Below are 21,446 nucleotides of genomic sequence, written 5' to 3'. Positions count from 1 at the left end.
TCATATGCTTATCTATCATCTTTAATCATTGCTTATAAATATGAACGATGAGATGGCCATGAACCTTGGAGTTTACGAAGTTGTATAATTTGACCTGTATGATATGCATCGTGCAATAGGATATTCATATATTGTTGCCAAACTGGTAGAGACGGACTTGGTTGATCCAGTTCTGCTTCTTGAAGGGATGTTAATGAAGATTGTAAGGCATCATGTACTTGGAGCGTTCGCTTCACTGTTTGTTGCCAAGCACCATCATCATTAGGTCCACCTTGGACAAACGTGTCATCATTATTTTATGGAGCAACAAATGTGTCATCTTGATGTAAGCGGGAAAGTAAGCGCTCTTTAAAGATTAGTAAATGGTTTGCATTTTCCCAAATCGTATTACTGGCCGTTCCTTCTGGGTGCCAACATGCTTGTGCAGCAGTAAGATTCTTTAACGCTTCTGATATCGGTGGGTACCATTCTTCTTCGTAAAAAACTTGCTTGACTCCATTTTGTAATATTTCTTTTTTACTCATTCGTATTGCCTCCTTAACTATGAGATAGACCAACAACAAGTGTTAGAGAAATTAGAAACGTACCTACTTATCATCTGATTGATGTTTGGAAGTTTTTAAAAGAACAATACGGCGCCGTTGTAGTAATTGCAGAAATAAACTTATGCTTTCAAAATCATTTTTATAAACGTAATAAATTCTCCTTTCTCTTCAATAAACCTGCCTCATAGTTGAACAAGAAAATTAACTGCAGCTTAAATTTAAAAACTTGTAGCAATATAAAGTTTCAGAGAGTTTTAAAATTCTAAAAAGTTAGAAGGTATAATTCGATAAATATAGAATTTAATACTTAGCAAATAAGGAGGGGATAAAATGGAAGTCTTTCACGTAACGAGTAGAAAGAGGGAAACGTACAACGTTCAAATGAAGTATTCGATACTTTTCGAATGCGCACTTGGCATTGCGGCAATTACTCATAAGAGGTTAATCGATACTCTTGAAAAGACTCAAAGTGAATGGGAAGAAATTAGACAATCTTTATCACATGAAATGATAGAGTATTTACAATTTGTTGAGAAGCATAATACGTGGAAAGCGTTGCTACAGTTACTGTATGATGGAGATTTTACGGATTTATCTCAGTTTGTTCACAATATCAATTCGTTATCGGAAGTAGATTTTAAATATGTGTGCTTACCGTTTTTAGGAGAAATGCATCAAGGAAAAAGACGTTTAGCAGCAAATGGAGACGTAACTGCAATACATGAATTAAAGGAACTGACACATGATCACCAGTTTTTCTCTACTTATATTGGCTTTATATGTGATGCAGATGTACAAGAACTAAAGGGTCATTTAATCGCGGTTATGACAGGATGGTATGAGGGTGTTATTAAGAAAGAAGAGGAGCAACTGCTCTCTATATTAAAGCGAGATTATGAAGCGAAAAATGAAATGAATAAAAAGATGAAACCGGAAGAGTTTGTCGAGTGGGCTACAGGTGGTGTTATATATATGCCAGAGCCAAGTGTGCATCACGTAATTCTTATCCCGCAAATTACATACAGACCGTGGAACATAGAAGCTGATATTGAAGATACGAAAGTGTTTCATTATCCAGTCGCAAATGAAAGTATACATCCAGAAGATCCGTATGAGCCGAGTTATTTTTTAGTTCATAAACATAAGGCGCTCGGGGACGAGGCAAGGCTTCGTATTGTAAAACTACTATTTGAACAAGAGCGTACGCTGCAAGAAATAACGGAAAGATTACAACTAGGAAAATCGACAGTACACCATCATTTGAAACTTTTACGTTCAGCAAAGTTAGTTGATATTCAAGACGGAAAATATGTATTGAGAAAGAAAGCAGTGCAGTCTTTAGCGAAAGAATTAGATGCATTTATGAATAGATAATATACAACGAGAATGTACATAAAGGGAGGAATTTAATAGAAAAGTTGGTGAGCTATAGTGAAAAGTGTATTGAAAAACCGTTCATTCTTTTATATGTGGATTGGTAGTGCAATTTCAGAATTAGGCGGGGCTTTCGGGACGTTATGTAATTCAATTCTTGTATATGAGTTAACAGGGTCGAAAACAGCATTAAGCAGTATGTGGTTACTATATCTAATTCCTTCTCTCATACTGCAACTTATAAGTGGGCCATTTATTGATAAATGGAGCCGAAAGTGGATTATGATTTTTTCGCAATGGATGCGGGCATCTGTTTTCTTACTGCCTTTGGCGATGCTAGTTACTAGCAGTATAGAAGTTTGGCACATTTACGTTGTCCAAACTATAGTTGGTCTCATTACGCCTCTTTATCCCCCTGCGAGCCAAGCGATTACACCAACTGTTGTGAATAAAGAGCAGCTTCAAGACGCGAATGCGTATATTGATGGAATGACTCGTCTTATGATGTTTCTCGCGCCAGTAATAGGTGGTATCGTCATTAAATTTATTGGAATCGAACTTACGCTATCTTTCGTATGTATGTGTTTATTTATAAGCGGAGGATTATTGCTTTTCATAAAAGAAAAGAGGGTACAGCAAGAGATTCGAAAAACGTGGATAGAACAGTTTCTTCATGGTTTTACATACTTTTTCACAAAACCAATAATCGTTTGGCTCGGTATATTTCTTACTTTCGTTCAATTTGGAGTTGGGGTAACGATGGTTACAAACCTACCTTATATAAAAGATGAGCTGTCAGCGGGATATGCGGAGTACGGTTACTTCATGGCAGGTTTCCCACTTGGCTATGTAGTTGGATCAATATTAGTCGGAAAAGTAACATATAAAAGCCGGCGAATACTTATGCTTGGAGGATTGTTTATAGGTGGCCTTACATACATTTCTTTAGGGTTCAATCACAGTATTATAATTGCGGTAATTATTGAAGTGATTGCAGGTATTTGTATTTCATTTTTCAATGTTCATAATACGACGATATGCCAACAAACTGTCCCAAATAATATGATAGGAAAAGTATTTTCAGTGCGATTATTTTTCATACGATCGGCAATGCCATTAGGTGTGTTATTAGGGGGAATACTGAGTGAAATGTGGGGAGTGAGAGTACTATACTTTATCATTGGTTCGATTATATGTGTCACTTCTTTAATAGGAATATTGCTTCCGTATTTCAAATTTTTAGATGAGGCGATTGTGGAGAAGTCAGCATAATTATAAAAATTAGAAACTTTTTAATTGAAAATAATTATCATAATCAACTATAATGAAAGAATACTAGTATTCGTATTATAAAGAGGGAGTGGGAAATATGTTTATCGAAACGAAAACATTTACAGTAAAAGAAGGTACATCAGATATAGTTGTAGAGCGTTTCACAGGAGAAGGCATTATTGAAAAATTTGAAGGCTTCATCGACTTAAGTGTTCTCGTGAAAAAAGTGAGACGCGGAGATGAAGAAGTAGTAGTTATGATTCGCTGGGAATCGGAAGAAGCATGGAAAAACTGGGAAACGAGTGAAGAGCACTTAGCTGGACATAGAGCGGGCCGCGGTAAGCCAAAGCCAGATCATATCATTAAGGTTGAGCACGGGGTTTATTATGTGAAATCATCGAAATCGGCTTATCAACAGTCGTAAAAATACATTTGTTTAATTATATTCTTTCGAATAAATAACCATCTATCTGCTTACTGATAGATGGTTATTTATATTGAATAAAGAGAATGATTCGCATGTGATGTAAGAAGAATTAACGGACAGGTTAAAACTAGAAATGTTATAATATAAACTCGATCAGTGAGTAAGATTAGGAGGGACAATAATGGTTCAATCGATAGTTCATATTGCATTAGTAGTAAAAGACTATGACGAGGCAATAGAGTTTTATACAAAGAAACTAAATTTCACATTAGTTGAAGATATTTATCAGCCAGAAGAAAACAAACGGTGGGTAGTGGTATCTCCTCCAGGTTCAGTCGGCACAACAATATTACTAGCTAGGGCATCTAAACCTGAGCAAGAGCCCTTTATTGGTAACCAATCAGGCGGTAGAGTATTTCTTTTCTTAAATACTGACGATTTTTGGAGAGATTATAATGAAATGATTTCAAGAGGAATAGAATTTGTGAGAGAACCGAAAGAGCAATCATACGGAATTGTTGCAGTATTTAAGGATTTATACGGGAATTTATGGGATCTGTTGCAACTAAAGGATGATCACCCAATTGCACAAAGAATTAATAGTAAGCAATGTGACTAAGCATTTCACAAGTATGTGAAAAAAATAGAGCTAGGTATGTAAAAATTAGCAGTGTTTATAATGAAAATGTATGAGAAGAGGAAAATAATTCAATATCGTTTAAAAGGTGTTTGTGTATTTTAGAAACTGCGAAATATCGATATATTCTTATAGGAATTATATTACGTGCGCAATAACTTGGAGGATAAAAATGATAGAAAATCTTTCATTTATTACATATGAAAACCATAAAGAGTTAGTACATAAAATTCTAAATGAATATATAGCTAGGAATGAAGAGAGTGGATTAATGCTCATCGGATCTATAGCAAGAGGTGACGCATACCCCGAATCCGATTTAGATTTATACGTTCTTTTAGAGAATGGACAAAAGAAAGATTTTCATTCTGAAAAGAGAGAAGGTATTTTAATTGAATATAAGTATGCAGATTTTAATAGAATTCAATTAAACTTTAAAAATAATCCAATGGAATTATACTCTTTTCTAGAAGGAGAAATTTTATTTGATAGTAACGGTGAGTTGAAAAGGTTAAAGGAAATAGCTCAACATAAATATGAAAATTATTCTGTTTCTAGTGATAAAGTAAAAGGGATTTCTCATTGGTTACATAGTTCGCTTATTAAAATTCAGGCTGCTTTGAAAGCAAACGATGAGTTAAAAGCTTCATACATAGTTCACACATCAATGTGGACATTGCTAGAGGGAATATGGGCTATTAATAACAGACCAACACCTCCAGCTGGATCTGCTTTGAAATATATTGAAACATTATCTAAAGTACCGACGAATTTTGCAGGTTTTATAAATAAATTGTTTTTAGGTGATACGACAGAGCGTATCTCTTCAGCAGTTTTCTTGATTGAGTGGATTTTACTTAATTTGGAGAATAAATAATATGGCTATAACACTTGTCAACTTATATAGGTAAATCGATAATCCATGTCGAATTTTTCATATGATTGCATTCATTTCGAAAAACGTTCTAAGCTATAGGAAAAAGCATAAGACTATAAAAAAGTCTTAGACGGTATATCTTTCTTTACATATGTAAGTGTTATCAATATGAGTATATATACCCTCTGCTTAAAAGGAGATGAGTAAATGAAGTTAAATCATATGAATCTATGTGTTGATGATTTATCAGAAGCTAGACATTTCTTTGAAACATTTTTTGATTTTCAATTTTTGGAGCAAAAGGGAAAGGCACTTGTAGTAATGAGTGATGGGAGTGGATTTATACTTGTGCTAAGTGATCCAAAAGCATTTAAGGGGAATAAGGAAGTTATGTATCCTGAAGCTTTTCATATTGGTTTTTTAGTGGAAACTTCAAGTGAAGTTGATCAATCATATAATCGTTTAGTAGCTGGTGGCATTGAAATAGACAAGGAACCGTATTCAATGAGAGGTAGTAGTTATGGTTTTTATTTTACAATGTTTAATGGATTGTTAATTGAAGTATCTTGCCTTGACTATAGAGATGGTAAGAAAGTCTCAAAACTGAATGGCACTCATCAAGAATAATTCTTTGAAGGTGTATATATAGCCCCTTATCCAGTTTGGAAAGGGGCTTGTTATCATAATGCTCGTTATTCAAAAAGCTAAATTTAATCATTTGAACTACTCTCATTTAACAGGTTAACTAGCTGTTTTTTTTAGTTAAGGTAAATAATAGGGGGAATATGGAGGTATCAATGTGTTGGCTTGAAATAAAGTTTAATCAAAAACACTCCACAAACCCATATTATATGGTAAATAAGAATAATCCATTTTGAAAAGAGATTAATTAAAATGGATTATTCTCTAGCAGTTTTCAGTTATGGTGTTATAAAAAAGTTTAATCATTTTCTCAAAGAAATCAGTTATATAGAAAAATTCTAGGTCACGGTTAAGTTTTTTAAGTCACATTTAAGTTGTTTACTTCACAATCAGTGAGCTAGGCCAAAAAACATAATTCTTAAAATACAAATTCGTTCAGGAACTGAAATCCAATATTTTCTTTCTGTTAAATCATTTATGATGGACCTATGAGATTTCACCAAAGTCTAGTGTACTTCCTGTTTCTACTAAAGTCTTTGTATTATTTAATATCATCCACCAGGCCTTGTTGCTGTTCTCATAATAAGGATCATCTTCTTTCCATTGGTCATGAATTAGTATTAATTTCGTGCATGATCCAATAGGCTTTAGAATATAAGAAATTCTTGACTCAAATGCACGATCATCTTTCATATAAGACTTTCCAGGATAGTGAGTAAATCGAAGTAACTGATTTGGTTCATATTCCAATACGTTTCCGTATACATGCACCGTTTCATTTCCATCTAATCCAGGACCTACATATTCCAAGAGATCGCCCACTTGAAATGTAGATCGAATGATGGACCCATAATAAATTTGTTTTGTACCCTCAGGAGAAATCAATGCCTTCCAAACTGCCTCTGGTGAGCCTGCAATATAAAATTCATACATCAAATTCTTCATGATTTTTATGCCTCCTAAAAATTTAATTCGCTACATGTACATTATAAAAAAACTTCACTGACAATTACGGTCAGTGAAGTGAAGGGTTTTTATAATGATTGAATAATTCAAAGCTGATAGTTGCCAATCTTTCTTGTAATAAAGTTGGTTCCTGAATGCTAATAGATTTACCATAAGGGAGAAGGAGGTAAGGTACAAAAGTATGAATAGACTCTATATCAACCTTAAAAAGGGCTTGATTGTTTTTTCGTTCTATTAAAGCATGGTTAAATAACCAATGCTGACATAAATCATCAAGCGCATGTGACATGCCTTGGATACGGACAGAAATGAGTTCTTTAAGTTGGTTTGAATCAGGTAAAATGTCTTTTAGAAAGAAAGAACGCGCTGAAAATTCCAAGGGCCGATCAAATTTTTTATCTGTTCTGGATAATGATTGAATACGATCGATTCGAAAACTTCGAATTTCTTTACGCAGATGGCAATAAGCTACTGTGTACCACTTGCCTTTCCAATAAACAAGACCATAAGGATCAATATGACGTGATTGAGGTTCGATTTCTCCACCCTTACGATAAACAATAAATAACCTATAACTTTCGGCAACAGAAATTTCTAAATCTTGAAGAATAGATTTCAAAGAGGGTTCGACAGTAGGATGGATGACTTCAAACCCTCTTAAATGACGATTGATATGATTCAATTGTTCCTCTTTTCCTTTATTTTGTTTTCATATTTTATTATAACTGAAACAATTTTCGGTTTTTACAATATAATCAATTAATTTAAATATTTCGAAAAATAGGGTGTTTATGTGTTAAAATAAATATAGAAAACCATTTATTAACTATCGGCAGGTTAATAGAAAAAGGGTGTAAATAGTTAATAATGTCACAATTAAAATGCAACTAGATAGTTAGGAGGAATGATTATAATGGATACTACACAACAAAACAGTAGTGCATGGGATAAGAAGGTTGAAGAAGGTTCTAGATACACTCAACTTGTAAGTAGTGAGGTTATTGAAAAAAGTAAATCAGGTGAATGGGAAATCACAGTCACCACAGAAAAATCAGTTCCTAGAGATTGGTTTCCAAAGTCATTAGAGGGATTAAAGATACTTTGTTTAGCATCAGGTGGAGGGCAACAAGCACCAGTACTGGCTGCTGCTGGAGCAGATGTAACAGTTACTGATATATCTAAGAAGCAATTGGAACAAGATGAAATGGTAGCGGAACGGGATGGATTAACTTTAAAAACAGTACAAGGAGATATGTCAGACCTTAGTGATTTTGAAGATGAATATTTTGATATTGTCGTAAATCCTGTTTCTAATTTGTTTGTAAAAGATGTTCATCTTGTATGGAATGAGATTTCAAGGGTTTTAAAGAATAAAGGTATTCTTATTTCTGGATTTACAAATCCTTTACTATGGATTTTTGATGACAACCAAGAACAAAAAGGTATTTTGGATGTTAAACATTCAATACCTTCATCAACATTGGATTATTTACCAGAGGATGAAGTTCAAGATTATATAAATTTAAATCAAACAATAGAATACGCACATACTCTAGAAGATCAAATCCAAGGTCAAGTTGAAGCTGGTTTTGTTATAACGGGTTTTTACGAGGATGATTTTGGTGGAACAAGGATATTAGATAAGCATATTAAAACTTTTATTGCTACAAAAGCTATAAAGTTAAAGGTTGATTAAAATTTTTGGCTCGTTAGTCGAAGAAGGAAACTTGAAAACAGTAAAAGTTCAATGTATGTCAAAAAGGATGGCAAGTGCCATCCTTTTCCTTGTGTAGTTTGAGTGTCAAAACAAGTTTTACTCCTCTTAACTGAACCCGTTATAATAAATGGTCCATCTTTTTACATTAATTTTTCACATCATTATATAGTTCCAGCGCCTCTTTCACATTCAATCTATTTTTCACAATGCCATGAATTGCTTGAATCATCGCAGCTGGATGCTCGGATTGCCATATGTTTCGGCCCATGTCTACTCCAATTGCACCTTCTTGCAGCGCATTGTAAGTAATGTTTAATGCGTCTTCGATTGAATCTAGTTTTGGGCCGCCCGCGATTACGACTGGAGCAGGGCATGTGCTCGTGATTTTTTCGAATCCTTCGCAGTAGTAAGTTTTAATAATGTCAGCTCCCATTTCAGCACATACGCGGGAGGCGAGTGCCAAAAAGCGAGCTTCACGTTTTTGTAGTTCTTTCGCAACGGCGGTAATACCGAGTACTGGCAGGCCGTAATCGTGAGCTTCAGAGACTACGTTTGCGAGATTTGAAACAGTTTGTGTTTCATAGTCTGATCCAACGAAAACAGAAACGCCGACGCCAATTGCGTTTTGTTTTACTGCTTCTTTCACAGGTGTAACAATTGTTTCATTCGCTAAATCTTTACCGACTACAGTTGCCCCACCTGATACACGCATAACCATTGGTGTGCTGCAATTTTCAGGTATACAGGAGCTGAGTACACCTCGTGTTAAAAAGAGGGAGTCTGTATATGGAAGTAAGTTTTTAACTGTTTCTAACGGTTGTTCAAGTCCGTGAATTGGTCCTAAAAAGTAACCGTGATCTATCGCTAGCATAACCGCTCTGCCATCAGGTAAAATTGTGTTTAATCGATTTTTAAATCCCCAAGTCATTCGAAATCACTCCTTCGTTAATGTTGGATTTTCAGTTTGCACTGTATCTTTATTTGGTAAATGTGGTGACTTTATAAAAACAGCTTTAAAAGGCTTATCGGAATGGTTAATAAGATAGTGAGATTCATGAGGGCGAACTTGCAAGACATCTCCTTGTTTTATTGGAATTCTTTCGTTATTTACATAGAAATCTATTTCGCCTTCTAACGCATAGAAGACTTCTTCGCACGTTGTATGATAGTGATTTTGAAACTCTTGTCCAGGCTGAATAACGACTAGGCCAAGATCGATATTTGGACCTTGTATTAAATATTTAGGCCCGTTATCACCGAAGCGATAAGTGAAATCATCTTCATTCGCTTTTAACATACATTTCACTCCTTTATCCCGCGTTAACGGGCAGTAAAACTCCCATCTCAAAATTTGGCTGGAGCAAAGAAGTTAGGGGGAGGTCAACTGCCCGTAAACGCCCGATTGGTTCAACTAATAATCAGTGGGGGAGGAACAAAACCCCCACTGATTAAAGTTTCACTTTATGTAATGTGTTACAGAGCACCGGGTGCAATCCACATATGTGAGGTGAGCCCTTTATCGGCTAAAGCGAGCTGACTGTCATATACGGTTTTCCATGTTTCATAGAACTCCTTATAGAGTTCATGATTTTCAGTGACTGGCTCGAATGTGTTTTCCCACTGTACAAACTGTTTGGCAGTCTCTTCCATAGATGAATATATTCCAGCGCCAACACCAGCAGCAATTGCAGTTCCTAAAGCAGCTGCTTCTTTCACAACGGGTACTTTTACAGGGATTCCGAGGACATCTGCTAAGATTTGTGGCCAAAGTGTTCCTTTAGCAGCACCGCCAGCAAAAATCACTTCAGAAGGAAATTTACCTGTGAGAGCTTCTATTAATTTCAAGTTGCCGAATGTAACGAAGGCGGCATTTTCTTCTATTGCCCGGAACATTTCTTTTTTACCGCATTTATCAGTATCTAAGCTCAAATTTAAAAAGGATGGTGCAGCATGTCGCCAAGAAATATAATTCATTACATTTGAAAAAGTGGGGATTATGCCATGTGAGCCTACAGGAACTTCTTTCGCTTGTTCTTCTAGTAATTCATAAGCATCTACACCGAGTTTTTCAGCGAGCCGTTTTTCTTCATGGCAAAAGGCATCTCGAAACCACCTCATAACAAGGCCAGGGAAGAAAGCGATTGTTTCGTATTGCCATAGGTTAGGAACGACATGGCAATTTACGCGAAGTGCCGCATTTGGATCAGTTTCTGGTTTTGTTATATTTACTTCTTGTTGCCAAAAACTGCCCCCGCATATAAATGTTTGTTCAGGTTTTACAACTCCAGTTCCAAGCGATGCCATTTGTGCATCTCCGCCGCCAGCAACGACCGGTGTTCCTTCATATAATCCTGTTAACTCAGCACTTCGTTTTGTGATATTCCCGATAACTGTACCAGCTTCATTTACTTTTGGAGAAAAGGCTAGAGTAAGACCGCATTGCTCAGCAACCCAGTTATCCCAAGCTCTATTTTGTAAATCGAATATACCGGACGTACATCCGTTTGAAGGATCAATTTGTAGTACGCCGCACAATTTATATAAAATCCAATCGTTTAACATCGTGAAAGAATGAATGTTTCTGTACACGTCTGGTTCATGCTTTTTTATCCAAAGTAAGCGAGGTAAAGCACCTAACGAAAAAGTTTGACCGGATTTTTTATATAAATCCTCTTCAATTTCGGAACGAATTTGTTTTAGTTCACTAACTTCCGCTGACGCGCGACCATCAACATTTGCACAAGCCCATATTTCCTGCCCGTTTTTATCGTATAAAACAAAGCCTTCACGCATACTTGTTGCACTAATACCTTTAATAGAAGAGGAGGACGTATTACTTTTTTGAAGAACCTCTTTCGTACATTGTTGAACGAGCTGCCAGTTTTCCGTTACATCAAAATTCATAGAACCAGGGTAACGACTATCTGATTTATGAATCCATTCTTTTTGACTAACAGCAAGTTGATTACCGTTTAAATCAAAAAGAACTGCTCGAATGCTCCCTGTACCAGCGTCGTAAGCTAATAGAGTAGACATTAAGAGTCACCTTCCTTTCTTAATAAGGAGAGGGCAGTTTCTTCATCGGTAATTAATGTATGAATGAACTTTCCTTTTAAGGCGCCGTAAATTGCAGCTATCTTTTCCGTACCGCCAGCTACACCAACGACATGTTTCATATTTTGAAGAACAGAGAGTGGTGTGCCGATAAGACGGTTATGATGGGGAAGTTCTAATTGTTTTCCGTCAGTATTATAAAATTGCCCTAAAATATCTCCAGCCCCGTGTTGACTACGTATATAAGTCATTTCACGTAGTGTTAATTTTTCTTCTTTCACAATTGTGGCGTCTTGAGATAAGCTGCCAATGCCAACTACTGCTGTATGAGCGAGTGAAGCGACGTGAAGCATATCTTTCACGCTCGGTTCAGATAGAATAATTTGTGTCATTTCGTTTGTAGATGTAAGAAAAGGGGTAGGAATAATATGAAGATCGCCTTGCATGTAGTTTAAATAGCTTTGATTTCTTGGAATATAGTGATTTACGCCTCCTGTAAGAGTAACGATTGAAAGACTCATAGAGCTATCAAAATGAATGTTTTCTAGCATTTTACTTATCGTCTCTCCCCAGCCAATCCCAAGTAAATCTCCTTGTTGCAACTGAGTTTCTAAATATTGTGCGGCAGCTTTTCCGAGTGAAAATGCATAATCCTCAGTTGGAGTTGGAATAACGAAAGCATCTTTTAGATGGAATTTTTTCATAAGATCACGTTCGATGCTTAAACAGTGCAAACCAGTACCTTTTACGTGAAATGTGACGACACCTTCCGTCCGTGCTTTATCTAACAACCGAACGACTTTATTTCTTGAAATGTGAAGAAGTGAAGCAATTTCTTGCTGGGTTAATTGATCTTTATAATAGTACCAAGCTACTTTTGTTAACAAATTGTCTTCAAAGTTCAGCTGTGACATGCTCTTCATCCCTTTCAACAATTGACCACTGCTTAAACATATGTGTTCGTTATTTTGTTTATTCCAGTTGAGGCGATAAAGTGAAACTTTAATCAGTGGGGGTTTTATTCATCCCAACTGATTATTAGCCCTCACCAATCGGGCGTTTACGGACAGTTGATCTCCCACCTAACTTCTTTGCTTCAGCCGAATTTTGAGGCGGGAGTCTTATTGCCCGTTAATGCGGGATAAATAGTCTGGTGAAAATAATACGCAAAAATCTTTATCAGTAGGAGAGATTATTTTAAAAAGGTATCCAGATATTAACGCAGTAATATGTCCAGATGCAACGGCACTTCCAGCGATGGCGTAAGCTGCTGAAAATTTGGAAATGGATAAAAAAGTAGCCGTAACTGGATTTTCAGCACCAAGTGTTATACGTGATTATGTAAAACGAGGAACAGTACAACAATTTGGATTATGGGATGTAAAACAACAAGGTGCCCTCGCAACGTATGTTGCAAATGAAATTGTTGTAAAAGGGAAGAAGTTAAAAGTCGGGGATAGCTTTGAAGTAAAAGGAATCGGAAAAGTGAAAGTAGAGCCGAACTCTATTCAAGGGTATGACTATGAGGCAGAAGGAAATGGTATTATCGTATTACCTGAACGAGTTGTATTTACGAAAGATAATATCGATAAGTATAATTTCTAGTAGAAAATAAAAACGTCCGAATATATCGGACGTTTTTATTATGTCGTTTTTTTAATCTATTCATTAATTGTGAACAGCTTCTTTTTCATTTAACCCAAGTGTGCGTCCTGTTGAAGCGTGAAGCTCTTGGAACAGTCTTGGATTTTCCGTAAGTGACACGCCGTAAGAAGGGACCATTTCTTTTATCTTTGGCTCCCATTCTAGTATACGTTCTGGGAAGCATTTTTCTAATACTTCAAGCATAACGTGAACCGCAGTAGAAGCACCTGGAGAAGCGCCAAGTAACGCAGCGATTGATCCGTCATTTGCACTAACAACTTCTGTACCAAATTGAAGTGTTCCTTTCCCACCTGCATCAGTATCTTTAATTACTTGCACACGTTGTCCAGCCACCACAGTATCCCAATCTTCACTTTTAGCGTTCGGAATAAACTCACGTAATTCTTCCATACGCTTTTCGTGTGATAACATAACTTGTTGGATTAAGTATTTTGTTAATCCCATTTCTTTTACACCGGCTGCTAACATCGTTAAGACGTTATTCGGTTTTACAGAACCAATTAAATCAAGGTTTGAGCCAGTTTTTAAGAATTTAGGTGAGAAGCCTGCAAATGGTCCAAACAGTAAAGCTTTTTTGTTGTCTATATATCTCGTATCAAGGTGAGGTACAGACATTGGCGGAGCACCAACTTTAGCTTTTCCGTATACTTTTGCATGATGCTGCTCTACAACTTTTGGGTTTTTACATACCATAAATAGTCCACTTACTGGGAATCCTCCAATATGTTTTGACTCAGGAATACCAGTCTTTTGAAGTAGAGGTAGACTACCACCACCGCCGCCGATAAAGACGAATTTCGCAGTATGATGTTCGATTTTGCCACTATTCATATCGTGAACTTTTACTTCCCACAAACCATTCTTCGTGCGTTTAATATTTTCAACACTATGTTTGTAGTTTAGCTCAACATTTTTAGTTTTTAAGTAATCAAATAACATGCGCGTTAACGCACCGAAGTTAACATCTGTTCCAGAGTCAATTTTCGTTGCAGCCATTGGTTCATTAGAGTTACGGCCTTCCATAATGAGTGGAAGCCATTTTTTTAATGTGTCAGGGGCATCAGAAAATTCCATTCCTTGGAATAGAGCGTTTTTTGAAAGCGCTTCAAAACGGTTTTTTAAAAACTCTACATTTTTTTCCCCTTGCACCAAACTCATATGAGGTAGTGGCATAATAAAATCTTGTGGATTACGAATTAAGTTTTTCTTAACAAGATACGCCCAAAATTGTCTTGAGAGTTGAAATTGCTCATTTACTTTTACAGCTTTACCAATATCTATAGACCCGTCAGATTTTTCGGATGTATAGTTAAGCTCACATAGCGCAGAATGTCCTGTACCAGCATTATTCCATTCGTTAGAACTTTCTTCTCCGGCATTTGTGAGTTTTTCAAATACTTTAATTTCCCATTCAGGTGCCAATTCTTTAAGTAATGATCCTAACGTTGCGCTCATAATTCCAGCGCCAATTAAGATAACGTCTGTTTTTTGCTGCATGTTGCTCATGATAATCTCTCCATCCCCTATATTGGCAAAAAAGAGTAGGTGTTTTTATATCTAAGCCGTAAAAAGAAAACACCGCCTAGGCCCCACCTAGGTATTTACCTTTTTTGTCTCAATTATATAACCATCTCATACTCTATTATAATAATTAATAGACTAAAATATCTAGTGTTATCTGATAATTTTAAACTATTTAACGCTTTATTTTGTAGAATTCTTCTGCCATAAGGGTAAAAAGCATTGTAGTAAAGCGGAATTTGGAGAAGAATTCCAGTTTGATGTTATCTCAAAAAAACTTACTAATACTTTTATTTTTAAGTTTTAATCTTTGGAAATTTGTAAAAATCTGTTTTTATTACATCTTATTTGAAAAAAATAACAAATAAATGATAAGATTATTCTGAAAATAATCAAGGAGGGATACCAATGCTTACAAAAGAACAAGTCGCAAACTTATTTCGAAACTTTTCTGTGAATGAATGTAAAGGATCTAGTGACTTATACGAATATTTATCAATAAAAATTTCTGAAGATGAGGAAGTTCTTACGTTAGCTTCCTACGCACAACCTGGTCAACCAGTCCCAAACTTATTATTAGGTGCAGTCCATTATTTATTGTTAAAAGGAAAAGAGCACAGTTTAAAAAACTATTATCAAAGTTTAGTTGAAAATGCTGATATAAATTTTGAAAATGCCTTTTACCAATTTAAAGATTTTTGCCATGTATATCGAGAAGAAATTATCTCTTTATTACAAACGAAACTTGTTCAAACGAATGAAGTAAGACGATGTGCCTATTTATATCCAAGTTTCTGTTACATATTTAATAAAGTGAACAAACCATTGGTGTTAATAGAAATTGGTACAAGTGCGGGATTACAACTATTTTGGGATCAATATCGTTATTCATATGGAACGGAAGAAGTGTATGGAAATACACAATCGAATGTTCAATTAACCTCTGAAATAAGAGGGGAGAATATGCCGAATCTGCTAAAACAAAGTCCACCTGTCGTAGAAAGAATCGGACTAGATTTACATGTGAATAATTTAAATGATGAAGAAGATTATTTATGGTTACGCGCGCTTATTTGGCCAGAACATAAAGAAAGACTTGAACTATTCGATCAAGCAGCAACGCTTGTAAAAGAAAAATCAGTACAATTAATTGAAGGGGACGGTGTAGCACTTCTTCCAGCCATTGCGAATCAAATAAGGGAAGATGCTGTAATCTGCATTTTCCATACACACGTCGCAAATCAAATACCTGAAAATGTAAAACATACGCTAGAAAAACAAATTAAAGAAATTGGTGCAAAACGTGATGTATTCCACCTATATAACAACATGTGGGACCGGGACCTTCATATTGATTATTATATTAATGGAAACGAATATTGTGAAACGGTTGGGGAAACGGAAGGGCATGGAAAATGGTTTAGTTGGGGGCTTGGGGATAAGACATTATGCTAAGGTAACTCTACTGGTCATGGGCTTTATCATGTATATTTCAAATCAATAAGATGAGGGAAGAATCTTGAGTAGTTCGAACAACATGGAGAAAAAAGCTAAATCACGGTATAAATGGTTACAGGAATAAAAATATAAGTAGCACACAAAAATGCTTGGGAGAAATCCAAAGCATTTTTTGAATCATTATGTAATTCTTTTAAATTTAATCACTCGTTTAACAGTCACATTGTAATAAATATTCGTACAAGAAAAATACAGTAAACGAAACTTAGAAATACATTTATACTCCATAATGTATCATGTATTTTTGCTCTGCTGTTGCTTGTACAATTTTTGAAGCCAGTTCAGTAAGTTCAACAGAATCTTTAAAGTACCTTGAAGAGGTAACTGCTTCATAAAATATTGATAACGACTCAGGTGGAATAATTGTGATACCCCAATAAGCTAAACCATATTCTGGGTTCTTGAATGTATGAAAGTACGTTTTCATGATTGATAAATGTTGATTAAAACTACTGATAATATCATCATCAATAGAAACACAATGATATTTCTCTGGGGTATACTCATTGTAATTTTTTTGATGATTGAAATCATCAATTATTCCAAAATCATGAACACAAGGCATCTTTATCATCCTTTCACAGGTATATAATTTTAATAAGGAGATATTCGTTTACGTTTAAATCATTGTATTCTTTATATAGAGGGTAACATGAATTGACGAAAACCTTTCTTTTTCACTAAAAGAACTTAGAAATTAACCTGCTAATTTAAATGATGATAATGTATATTGTTATGCTAATTTGTAAACTATCTTCGATGCTTCTTCACGAAAATCAACTTTTTATTTATTTTTGAACTCATCAGGAGTCCAAGTAGCGATTTCATTTCCAGGTGCAGCAACTACAAGCCAATCCTCAAATTGGACCCCAGCTTGCCAGCATTCATAATAGTCATGAAAACCATTTACAAACATGATTTGCCCATTTTCAAATGTAATAATTAAATGCGGAGTTGCCTTACCTAGTTGTATGTCTGTAACTTTTTTTCTTCTCATTTCAAATATTCTTTTATATTCTTCTTCCTTAGTATAATCGTCAAATTCACCCTCATTAGATGGATATTTTTCAGGTGGAGTATGAAATAAACACCATTTTGATTCGATGTTGACATATAATTGCCCGTCATAATCAACGGTGGCTTCAAAATCTGTAAAATGAATCTTTATAGTTGCTGGAGAAATACCAAACTGTAATCCATCAACTTGTGCTCCTATGAAGAGATGTTTTAATACCTTTTCTGCATAAATTTTGTCTTCTTTGTTCATTATACGAATCCTCCTTTCTATAAAATATATATTATATTTTTATTGTAATAAATAAATTTTTGTGTAAAATGAACCTTTTGTGTGAAACGGACGAATATAGTGTGAAAGATCATGAGAGGGGAACGTAATTTTGGATGAAGTAGAATTTAAAGAATGGCTATATAAAATGGAGTCCGGAGACCAAGAAGCCTTTCAAGTTATTTATGAATACACCTGTAAAGATATTTATAGAACAGTAGTATTTTTATTAGGAAATCAACACCAAGATGTAGACGATATAGTTAATGAAGTGTACATCAAAATGTGGAAGTCAGTAACGAATTATGATATGAACCGTTCATTTCGTTTTTGGTTACATGGTATCGTTGTAAAACAAGTGCAAGATTGGCGTCGTAAATCGTGGCGGCGATTTCGAATCTTTGAAAAGAAGAAAATGTATGAGCAAGACCGGTCATATATAATGGATGAGGGCATTTTACATAAAGAAACACGTAATGAACTAGTAGAAGTTGTACAAAAATTATCGTATAAGCATCGTGAAGTCGTTATTATGCGTTACTTCCATGAATATAGCCTGGACGAAATTGCAATGCTTCTTCAAATCCCTGTTGGCACAGTGAAATCTCGATTACATACAGCGTTAAAACGATTAAGAACAGAAATGGAGCATATGCCAGACATAAGGGAGGGAGAAGTAAATGGATTTTGAAAAATATATTAAGAATGAATTGAAAAGAAAAGCGGGATCAATCGAACCAAATACTAATCTAGAAAATAAAGTGCAAACCTCTTTTCATAAATACCAAAAAATGAAAAACAAAGGGATAACTTCTATGAAGAAAAAGTTATTAATTGGCTTTGTAGCTGCGGCTGTTCTTATTCCAACCGGTACTTTTGCGGGTACAACAATAATCGATAAAATTATAGGTACACCAGAAGAAGCGAGAAAAGATATGGGAATGTCAGAAGACGGCTATACAGGATTGATGGAGAGGGTAGAAGTTGCTAAACACTTATTTACAAAAGAGGACTTTGAAAAATATGTAGATTTATTACAAGAAACATATCATTTTTATAAGAAAGTTAGTGTCGTAGAAAATGGAGAAAGAAAACATACAGCTATAGGTCGTTTAAATGCTGATGAAGAAAAAAGAGATAGTGAGGTAATGGAAGAGCTAAACAAATATGAGGAAAAAATAGATCAACATTTTACATATACATTTGAACAAGCTGGAGAAATAACTGGTTTTCCAATAAAGCGTCCTAGCTATATTCCGAAAGACCATGTTCTTATTTCAGAAGAGGCAAAAGCAGATGCCACAGTAGGAAAACCAAGACCTCTTATTACAATGAGGTATGAAGATAGTAATGTGAAAAAAGGACAAACTACATCAGATGTGGATTTAGGGTTTAGACTATACCAATCTGGAATATTTGATGATAATAAAGATTATATGGATAAACCGTTTGACCAAGCAACTGAAAAAGGTCCACATTATTATAAAGATATAAAGACTTATCAATTAAAAGGATACGATATTACGTATGGGGAATATAAAGAATCCAATGTACGAGCTATGAAAATAGTGGTTCCTGCAAAAGAAGGGGAAAATGCATATCAAGTCTATATAAATGGTACTACATTATCAAAAAAAGAACTTGAGAAAGTTCTACTTTCGGTTGTTGAATAGATAATAAAATTCCATAAAAAATGAAAGTAAGTAGTTACTTTCATTTTTCTTTTATGATAATATGTTAGTAATCACTTACTTACATATTGAATGGAGGAAGAAAGATGGGGAAATTAACAGCGCGAGAAAAAATTATGGAAGCTGCTACTTTATTATTCGGTGAGAAGGGGTATACAGCGACAACAATTCGTGAAGTGGCAGAAAAAGCTGGGGTAAGCGAATTAACGATATTCCGTAATTTTAAAAATAAGGAGAACCTATTTAGAGAAAGTATTATTTTACGCACGACACCAGTGGCTTTGTTAGAGGAAATAGAAGAGCAATTTACTGGTGATTTACAAAAGGACCTTACGAAAGTGGCAGAAACATATATTCAAATCAATTTGCCGAAGCTAAATTATATTTGGGCTGCGTTAATAGAATCAAGACAAAATAGTGAAATGAAAACGTTACTGCATGAGTTGAATTCACATTTAGTAGATCATTTAGAAACCTATTTAAAACAACTTGGAGAGAAGGGGCATATTGCTTCATGTAACTATCGTTTAATAGCGAATATGTTTTATGGACAACTGTTTTTATACATTATGAATGTTAGTATAGCGGAAGAAGAAATTCAGTTAGAAGAGTATATAGGGACATGTGTAAATTTATTTATGAATGGGATTTTAAATAAAGAAAACGAATAGGGGTAGGGGAATTGAGGAATACATTTGCATTAATTGCTTTAATTGCAGGGTTTTTTATGGCAATTTTAGATTCAAACATTGTGAATATCGCATTACCAGAAATGACAAAGACATTTCATACGTCAATTGACACCATTTCTTGGATTGCTAATAGTTATAACGTTGCCTTTGTATCGTGTTTATTAATTGCAGCACGTCTTGCGGACCAGTTTGGTCGCAAGAAGCTGTATATTATCGGTTTATTAGGGTTTTCTATTAGTTCACTAATGTGTGGTATTGCCACTTCTTTTCATATATTAATAGCCTTTAGGATAATACAAGGAATCTCAGCAGCGGTTATCGTACCAGTTGCTATGCCTCTTGGTCTAAAGTTAGTACCGAAAGAGAAACAAGGTATGATAGGCGGTATTATGGGGGCTTTCGGAGGGTTAGCAGCGGCAATTGGGCCTTTACTAGGTGGTGTTTTAACTGATAAATTGAATTGGAGCTGGGTGTTTTTTATAAATGTCCCAGTAGGTATATTATCTTTAATCTTCGTGATTCTTTGTATTAAAGAAACGTATGATCATACTGCAAGTTCTAAAATAGATTGGGCGGGTATGATTACTTCTGCATCTGCACTATGCTTACTTGTATATGCACTTATACAAGTAAATACAAATCAATTAAGCACGTTAAGCTTAATTCTTCTTTTTATGCTCTCATTAATAAATTTTATATTATTTTTCATTATCGAAAAGAAAAGTAATAATCCAATGTTACCTTTAAAGTTGTTTTCATATAAAGAGTTTTCAATTTCAAACCTTTCCTTATTTTTCGTTGGTATGGGATTAATGAACTTTCTATTTATACTTGCTTTTTATTTCGTTCAAATAGAAGGTATGTCTGAACTACAGTCAGGCTTAATTATTAGTACTTTAGCAATTGTTTCAATGATTGTTACAGGGTTAGTAACACCAATTGCGGCGAAACGAGGTAGTTTATTAATAGGTAGTATAGGGATAATTGCTTTTATTATAGCCTCGTATTTATTTAGTCATATAGATTCAAACTTTACTACATGGGATTATATATGGCGATTAGTGATCGTTGGAATTGGAACAGGGTGCACATTAGCACCGTATACAACAACTGCGGTTTTAAGTGTGCCAGCGGAGAAAACAGGTGTTGCTTCAAGCGTATGTAATATCTCTAGAACGGTCGGAAGTATTATAGGGGTAGCAATACTGGTCATGTTTTGGAATCATCAATTGTTAGTTGAAAAAGAAAAAGTAAATAAAGAAGTAATGACTGTGATTGAAAAAAGTAATGTAACAACTATAGAAAGAGAACAGGTGTTGCAAGCGATGAAAGGAATTGATAAAAATAAATACAGCATATTAAAGTCTGAAGAGGCTAACAAGTTATACGAACAGATGAAGCAGCAACATAAACAAGGAATTGTATATAGTTTTAATAAAACATTTTTAATGGGTGCAGTTATTTTTACTTTAGCGCTCATTAGTAATGTAGTTAGTATGTATGTTAGTAGGAAAAAAGGTACAATTTCGTTAAAAGGTTAGTTTTGTTTACATAATATTATTA

The 21,446-nt window shown here is 34.9% G+C and carries 21 protein-coding genes and 2 pseudogenes; 13 read left to right on the top strand and 10 right to left on the bottom strand.

Annotated elements, in window-relative coordinates; translation table 11 throughout:
• Positions 1-32: 32 nt before the first annotated feature.
• Positions 33-524 (bottom strand): annotated as a pseudogene (locus tag MR066_RS02435) (DinB family protein).
• 351 nt (positions 525-875) lie between these two features.
• On the opposite strand from MR066_RS02435, the gene MR066_RS02430 reads away from it, so the two are divergent.
• From MR066_RS02430 to MR066_RS02405, 6 genes are all read left to right on the top strand, one after another.
• Positions 876-1,919 (top strand): ArsR/SmtB family transcription factor, encoded by a 1,044-nt coding sequence (locus MR066_RS02430; RefSeq protein WP_242245826.1) that lies wholly within the window; start codon positions 876-878, stop codon positions 1,917-1,919.
• Positions 1,920-1,976: 57 nt separating this feature from the next.
• Positions 1,977-3,191, top strand: a complete 1,215-nt coding sequence (locus tag MR066_RS02425; RefSeq protein WP_242245825.1) for an MFS transporter — start codon at positions 1,977-1,979, stop codon at positions 3,189-3,191.
• A 97-nt stretch (positions 3,192-3,288) separates the two neighbouring features.
• Positions 3,289-3,615, top strand: a complete 327-nt coding sequence (gene hmoA / locus MR066_RS02420; RefSeq protein WP_002084853.1) for a heme-degrading monooxygenase HmoA — start codon at positions 3,289-3,291, stop codon at positions 3,613-3,615.
• Positions 3,616-3,799: 184 nt separating this feature from the next.
• A complete protein-coding gene (locus MR066_RS02415; protein ID WP_016091644.1) occupies positions 3,800-4,237 on the top strand; it encodes a VOC family protein in 438 nt (145 codons plus the stop codon).
• A 190-nt stretch (positions 4,238-4,427) separates the two neighbouring features.
• The gene (locus tag MR066_RS02410; protein WP_242245823.1) at positions 4,428-5,132 is read left to right on the top strand and encodes a nucleotidyltransferase domain-containing protein; all 705 of its coding nucleotides are present in this window, start codon (positions 4,428-4,430) and stop codon (positions 5,130-5,132) included.
• A gap of 207 nt (positions 5,133-5,339) precedes the next feature.
• Positions 5,340-5,759: a VOC family protein gene (locus tag MR066_RS02405; RefSeq protein ID WP_242245822.1), complete on the top strand. Its 420-nt coding sequence runs from the start codon at positions 5,340-5,342 to the stop codon at positions 5,757-5,759.
• Between the two features lie 501 nt (positions 5,760-6,260).
• Here MR066_RS02405 and MR066_RS02400 read toward each other — a convergent pair.
• On the bottom strand, positions 6,261-6,719 hold the full coding sequence (locus tag MR066_RS02400) for an SRPBCC domain-containing protein (protein WP_002147085.1): 459 nt from the start codon (positions 6,717-6,719) through the stop codon (positions 6,261-6,263).
• 70 nt (positions 6,720-6,789) lie between these two features.
• Positions 6,790-7,422, bottom strand: a complete 633-nt coding sequence (locus MR066_RS02395; RefSeq protein ID WP_242245821.1) for a WYL domain-containing protein — start codon at positions 7,420-7,422, stop codon at positions 6,790-6,792.
• Positions 7,423-7,653: 231 nt separating this feature from the next.
• Between MR066_RS02395 and MR066_RS02390 the strand changes: the two genes are divergently transcribed.
• Positions 7,654-8,436 (top strand): class I SAM-dependent methyltransferase, encoded by a 783-nt coding sequence (locus MR066_RS02390; protein WP_242245820.1) that lies wholly within the window; start codon positions 7,654-7,656, stop codon positions 8,434-8,436.
• A gap of 166 nt (positions 8,437-8,602) precedes the next feature.
• Here MR066_RS02390 and lsrF read toward each other — a convergent pair whose 3' ends face one another.
• From lsrF to MR066_RS02370, 4 genes are all read right to left on the bottom strand, one after another.
• Positions 8,603-9,385 carry a 3-hydroxy-5-phosphonooxypentane-2,4-dione thiolase gene (gene lsrF / locus MR066_RS02385; RefSeq protein WP_242245819.1) on the bottom strand — a complete coding sequence of 261 codons (783 nt, stop codon included), beginning with the start codon at positions 9,383-9,385 and terminating at the stop codon, positions 8,603-8,605.
• Between the two features lie 6 nt (positions 9,386-9,391).
• Positions 9,392-9,754, bottom strand: coding sequence for a cupin domain-containing protein (locus MR066_RS02380; protein WP_242245818.1), 363 nt, complete (start codon positions 9,752-9,754; stop codon positions 9,392-9,394).
• Between the two features lie 176 nt (positions 9,755-9,930).
• Complete coding sequence (gene lsrK / locus MR066_RS02375) at positions 9,931-11,493, bottom strand: autoinducer-2 kinase (protein ID WP_242245817.1); 1,563 nt, start codon at positions 11,491-11,493, stop codon at positions 9,931-9,933.
• Entirely contained in the window at positions 11,493-12,425 is a 933-nt protein-coding gene (locus MR066_RS02370; protein WP_002165567.1) for a sugar-binding transcriptional regulator, read from the bottom strand. The genes lsrK and MR066_RS02370 overlap by 1 nt, the downstream gene beginning before the upstream one ends.
• Before the next feature lie 238 nt (positions 12,426-12,663).
• Between MR066_RS02370 and MR066_RS02365 the strand changes: the two are divergent.
• A pseudogene (locus tag MR066_RS02365) lies at positions 12,664-13,116 on the top strand (substrate-binding domain-containing protein); the annotation flags it as partial.
• 63 nt (positions 13,117-13,179) lie between these two features.
• Here the strand turns inward: MR066_RS02365 and MR066_RS02360 are convergent.
• Positions 13,180-14,682, bottom strand: coding sequence for a malate:quinone oxidoreductase (locus tag MR066_RS02360; protein WP_113937557.1), 1,503 nt, complete (start codon positions 14,680-14,682; stop codon positions 13,180-13,182).
• A gap of 423 nt (positions 14,683-15,105) precedes the next feature.
• Here MR066_RS02360 and MR066_RS02355 point away from each other — a divergent pair, with 423 nt between their 5' ends.
• Complete coding sequence (locus MR066_RS02355) at positions 15,106-16,152, top strand: DUF2332 domain-containing protein (RefSeq protein ID WP_242245816.1); 1,047 nt, start codon at positions 15,106-15,108, stop codon at positions 16,150-16,152.
• Positions 16,153-16,432: 280 nt separating this feature from the next.
• Here the strand turns inward: MR066_RS02355 and MR066_RS02350 are convergent, their stop codons facing one another.
• Both MR066_RS02350 and MR066_RS02345 read right to left on the bottom strand, forming a co-directional pair.
• On the bottom strand, positions 16,433-16,780 hold the full coding sequence (locus MR066_RS02350) for a short-chain dehydrogenase (RefSeq protein WP_113937555.1): 348 nt from the start codon (positions 16,778-16,780) through the stop codon (positions 16,433-16,435).
• Positions 16,781-16,999: 219 nt separating this feature from the next.
• Positions 17,000-17,482, bottom strand: coding sequence for a hypothetical protein (locus tag MR066_RS02345; RefSeq protein WP_242245814.1), 483 nt, complete (start codon positions 17,480-17,482; stop codon positions 17,000-17,002).
• Between the two features lie 130 nt (positions 17,483-17,612).
• On the opposite strand from MR066_RS02345, the gene MR066_RS02340 reads away from it, so the two are divergent.
• The 4 genes from MR066_RS02340 (at position 17,613) to MR066_RS02325 (ending at position 21,424) form a co-directional block, all read left to right on the top strand.
• Complete coding sequence (locus MR066_RS02340; protein ID WP_016129737.1) at positions 17,613-18,191, top strand: sigma-70 family RNA polymerase sigma factor; 579 nt, start codon at positions 17,613-17,615, stop codon at positions 18,189-18,191.
• Positions 18,181-19,173, top strand: a complete 993-nt coding sequence (locus tag MR066_RS02335; RefSeq protein ID WP_242245812.1) for a hypothetical protein — start codon at positions 18,181-18,183, stop codon at positions 19,171-19,173. Before MR066_RS02340 ends, MR066_RS02335 begins: the two co-directional genes overlap by 11 nt.
• 104 nt (positions 19,174-19,277) lie before the next feature.
• On the top strand, positions 19,278-19,862 hold the full coding sequence (locus MR066_RS02330; RefSeq protein WP_242245810.1) for a TetR/AcrR family transcriptional regulator: 585 nt from the start codon (positions 19,278-19,280) through the stop codon (positions 19,860-19,862).
• A gap of 11 nt (positions 19,863-19,873) precedes the next feature.
• On the top strand, positions 19,874-21,424 hold the full coding sequence (locus tag MR066_RS02325; protein ID WP_242245808.1) for an MFS transporter: 1,551 nt from the start codon (positions 19,874-19,876) through the stop codon (positions 21,422-21,424).
• Positions 21,425-21,446 lie beyond the last annotated feature (22 nt).

It is taken from the genome of Bacillus cereus group sp. BfR-BA-01523 (assembly GCF_022662615.1).
GTDB classification, from domain to species: domain Bacteria; phylum Bacillota; class Bacilli; order Bacillales; family Bacillaceae_G; genus Bacillus_A; species Bacillus_A mycoides.
Note: the sequence above shows the minus strand (reverse complement) of the source record. Positions and strands in the feature narration are given on the sequence as shown.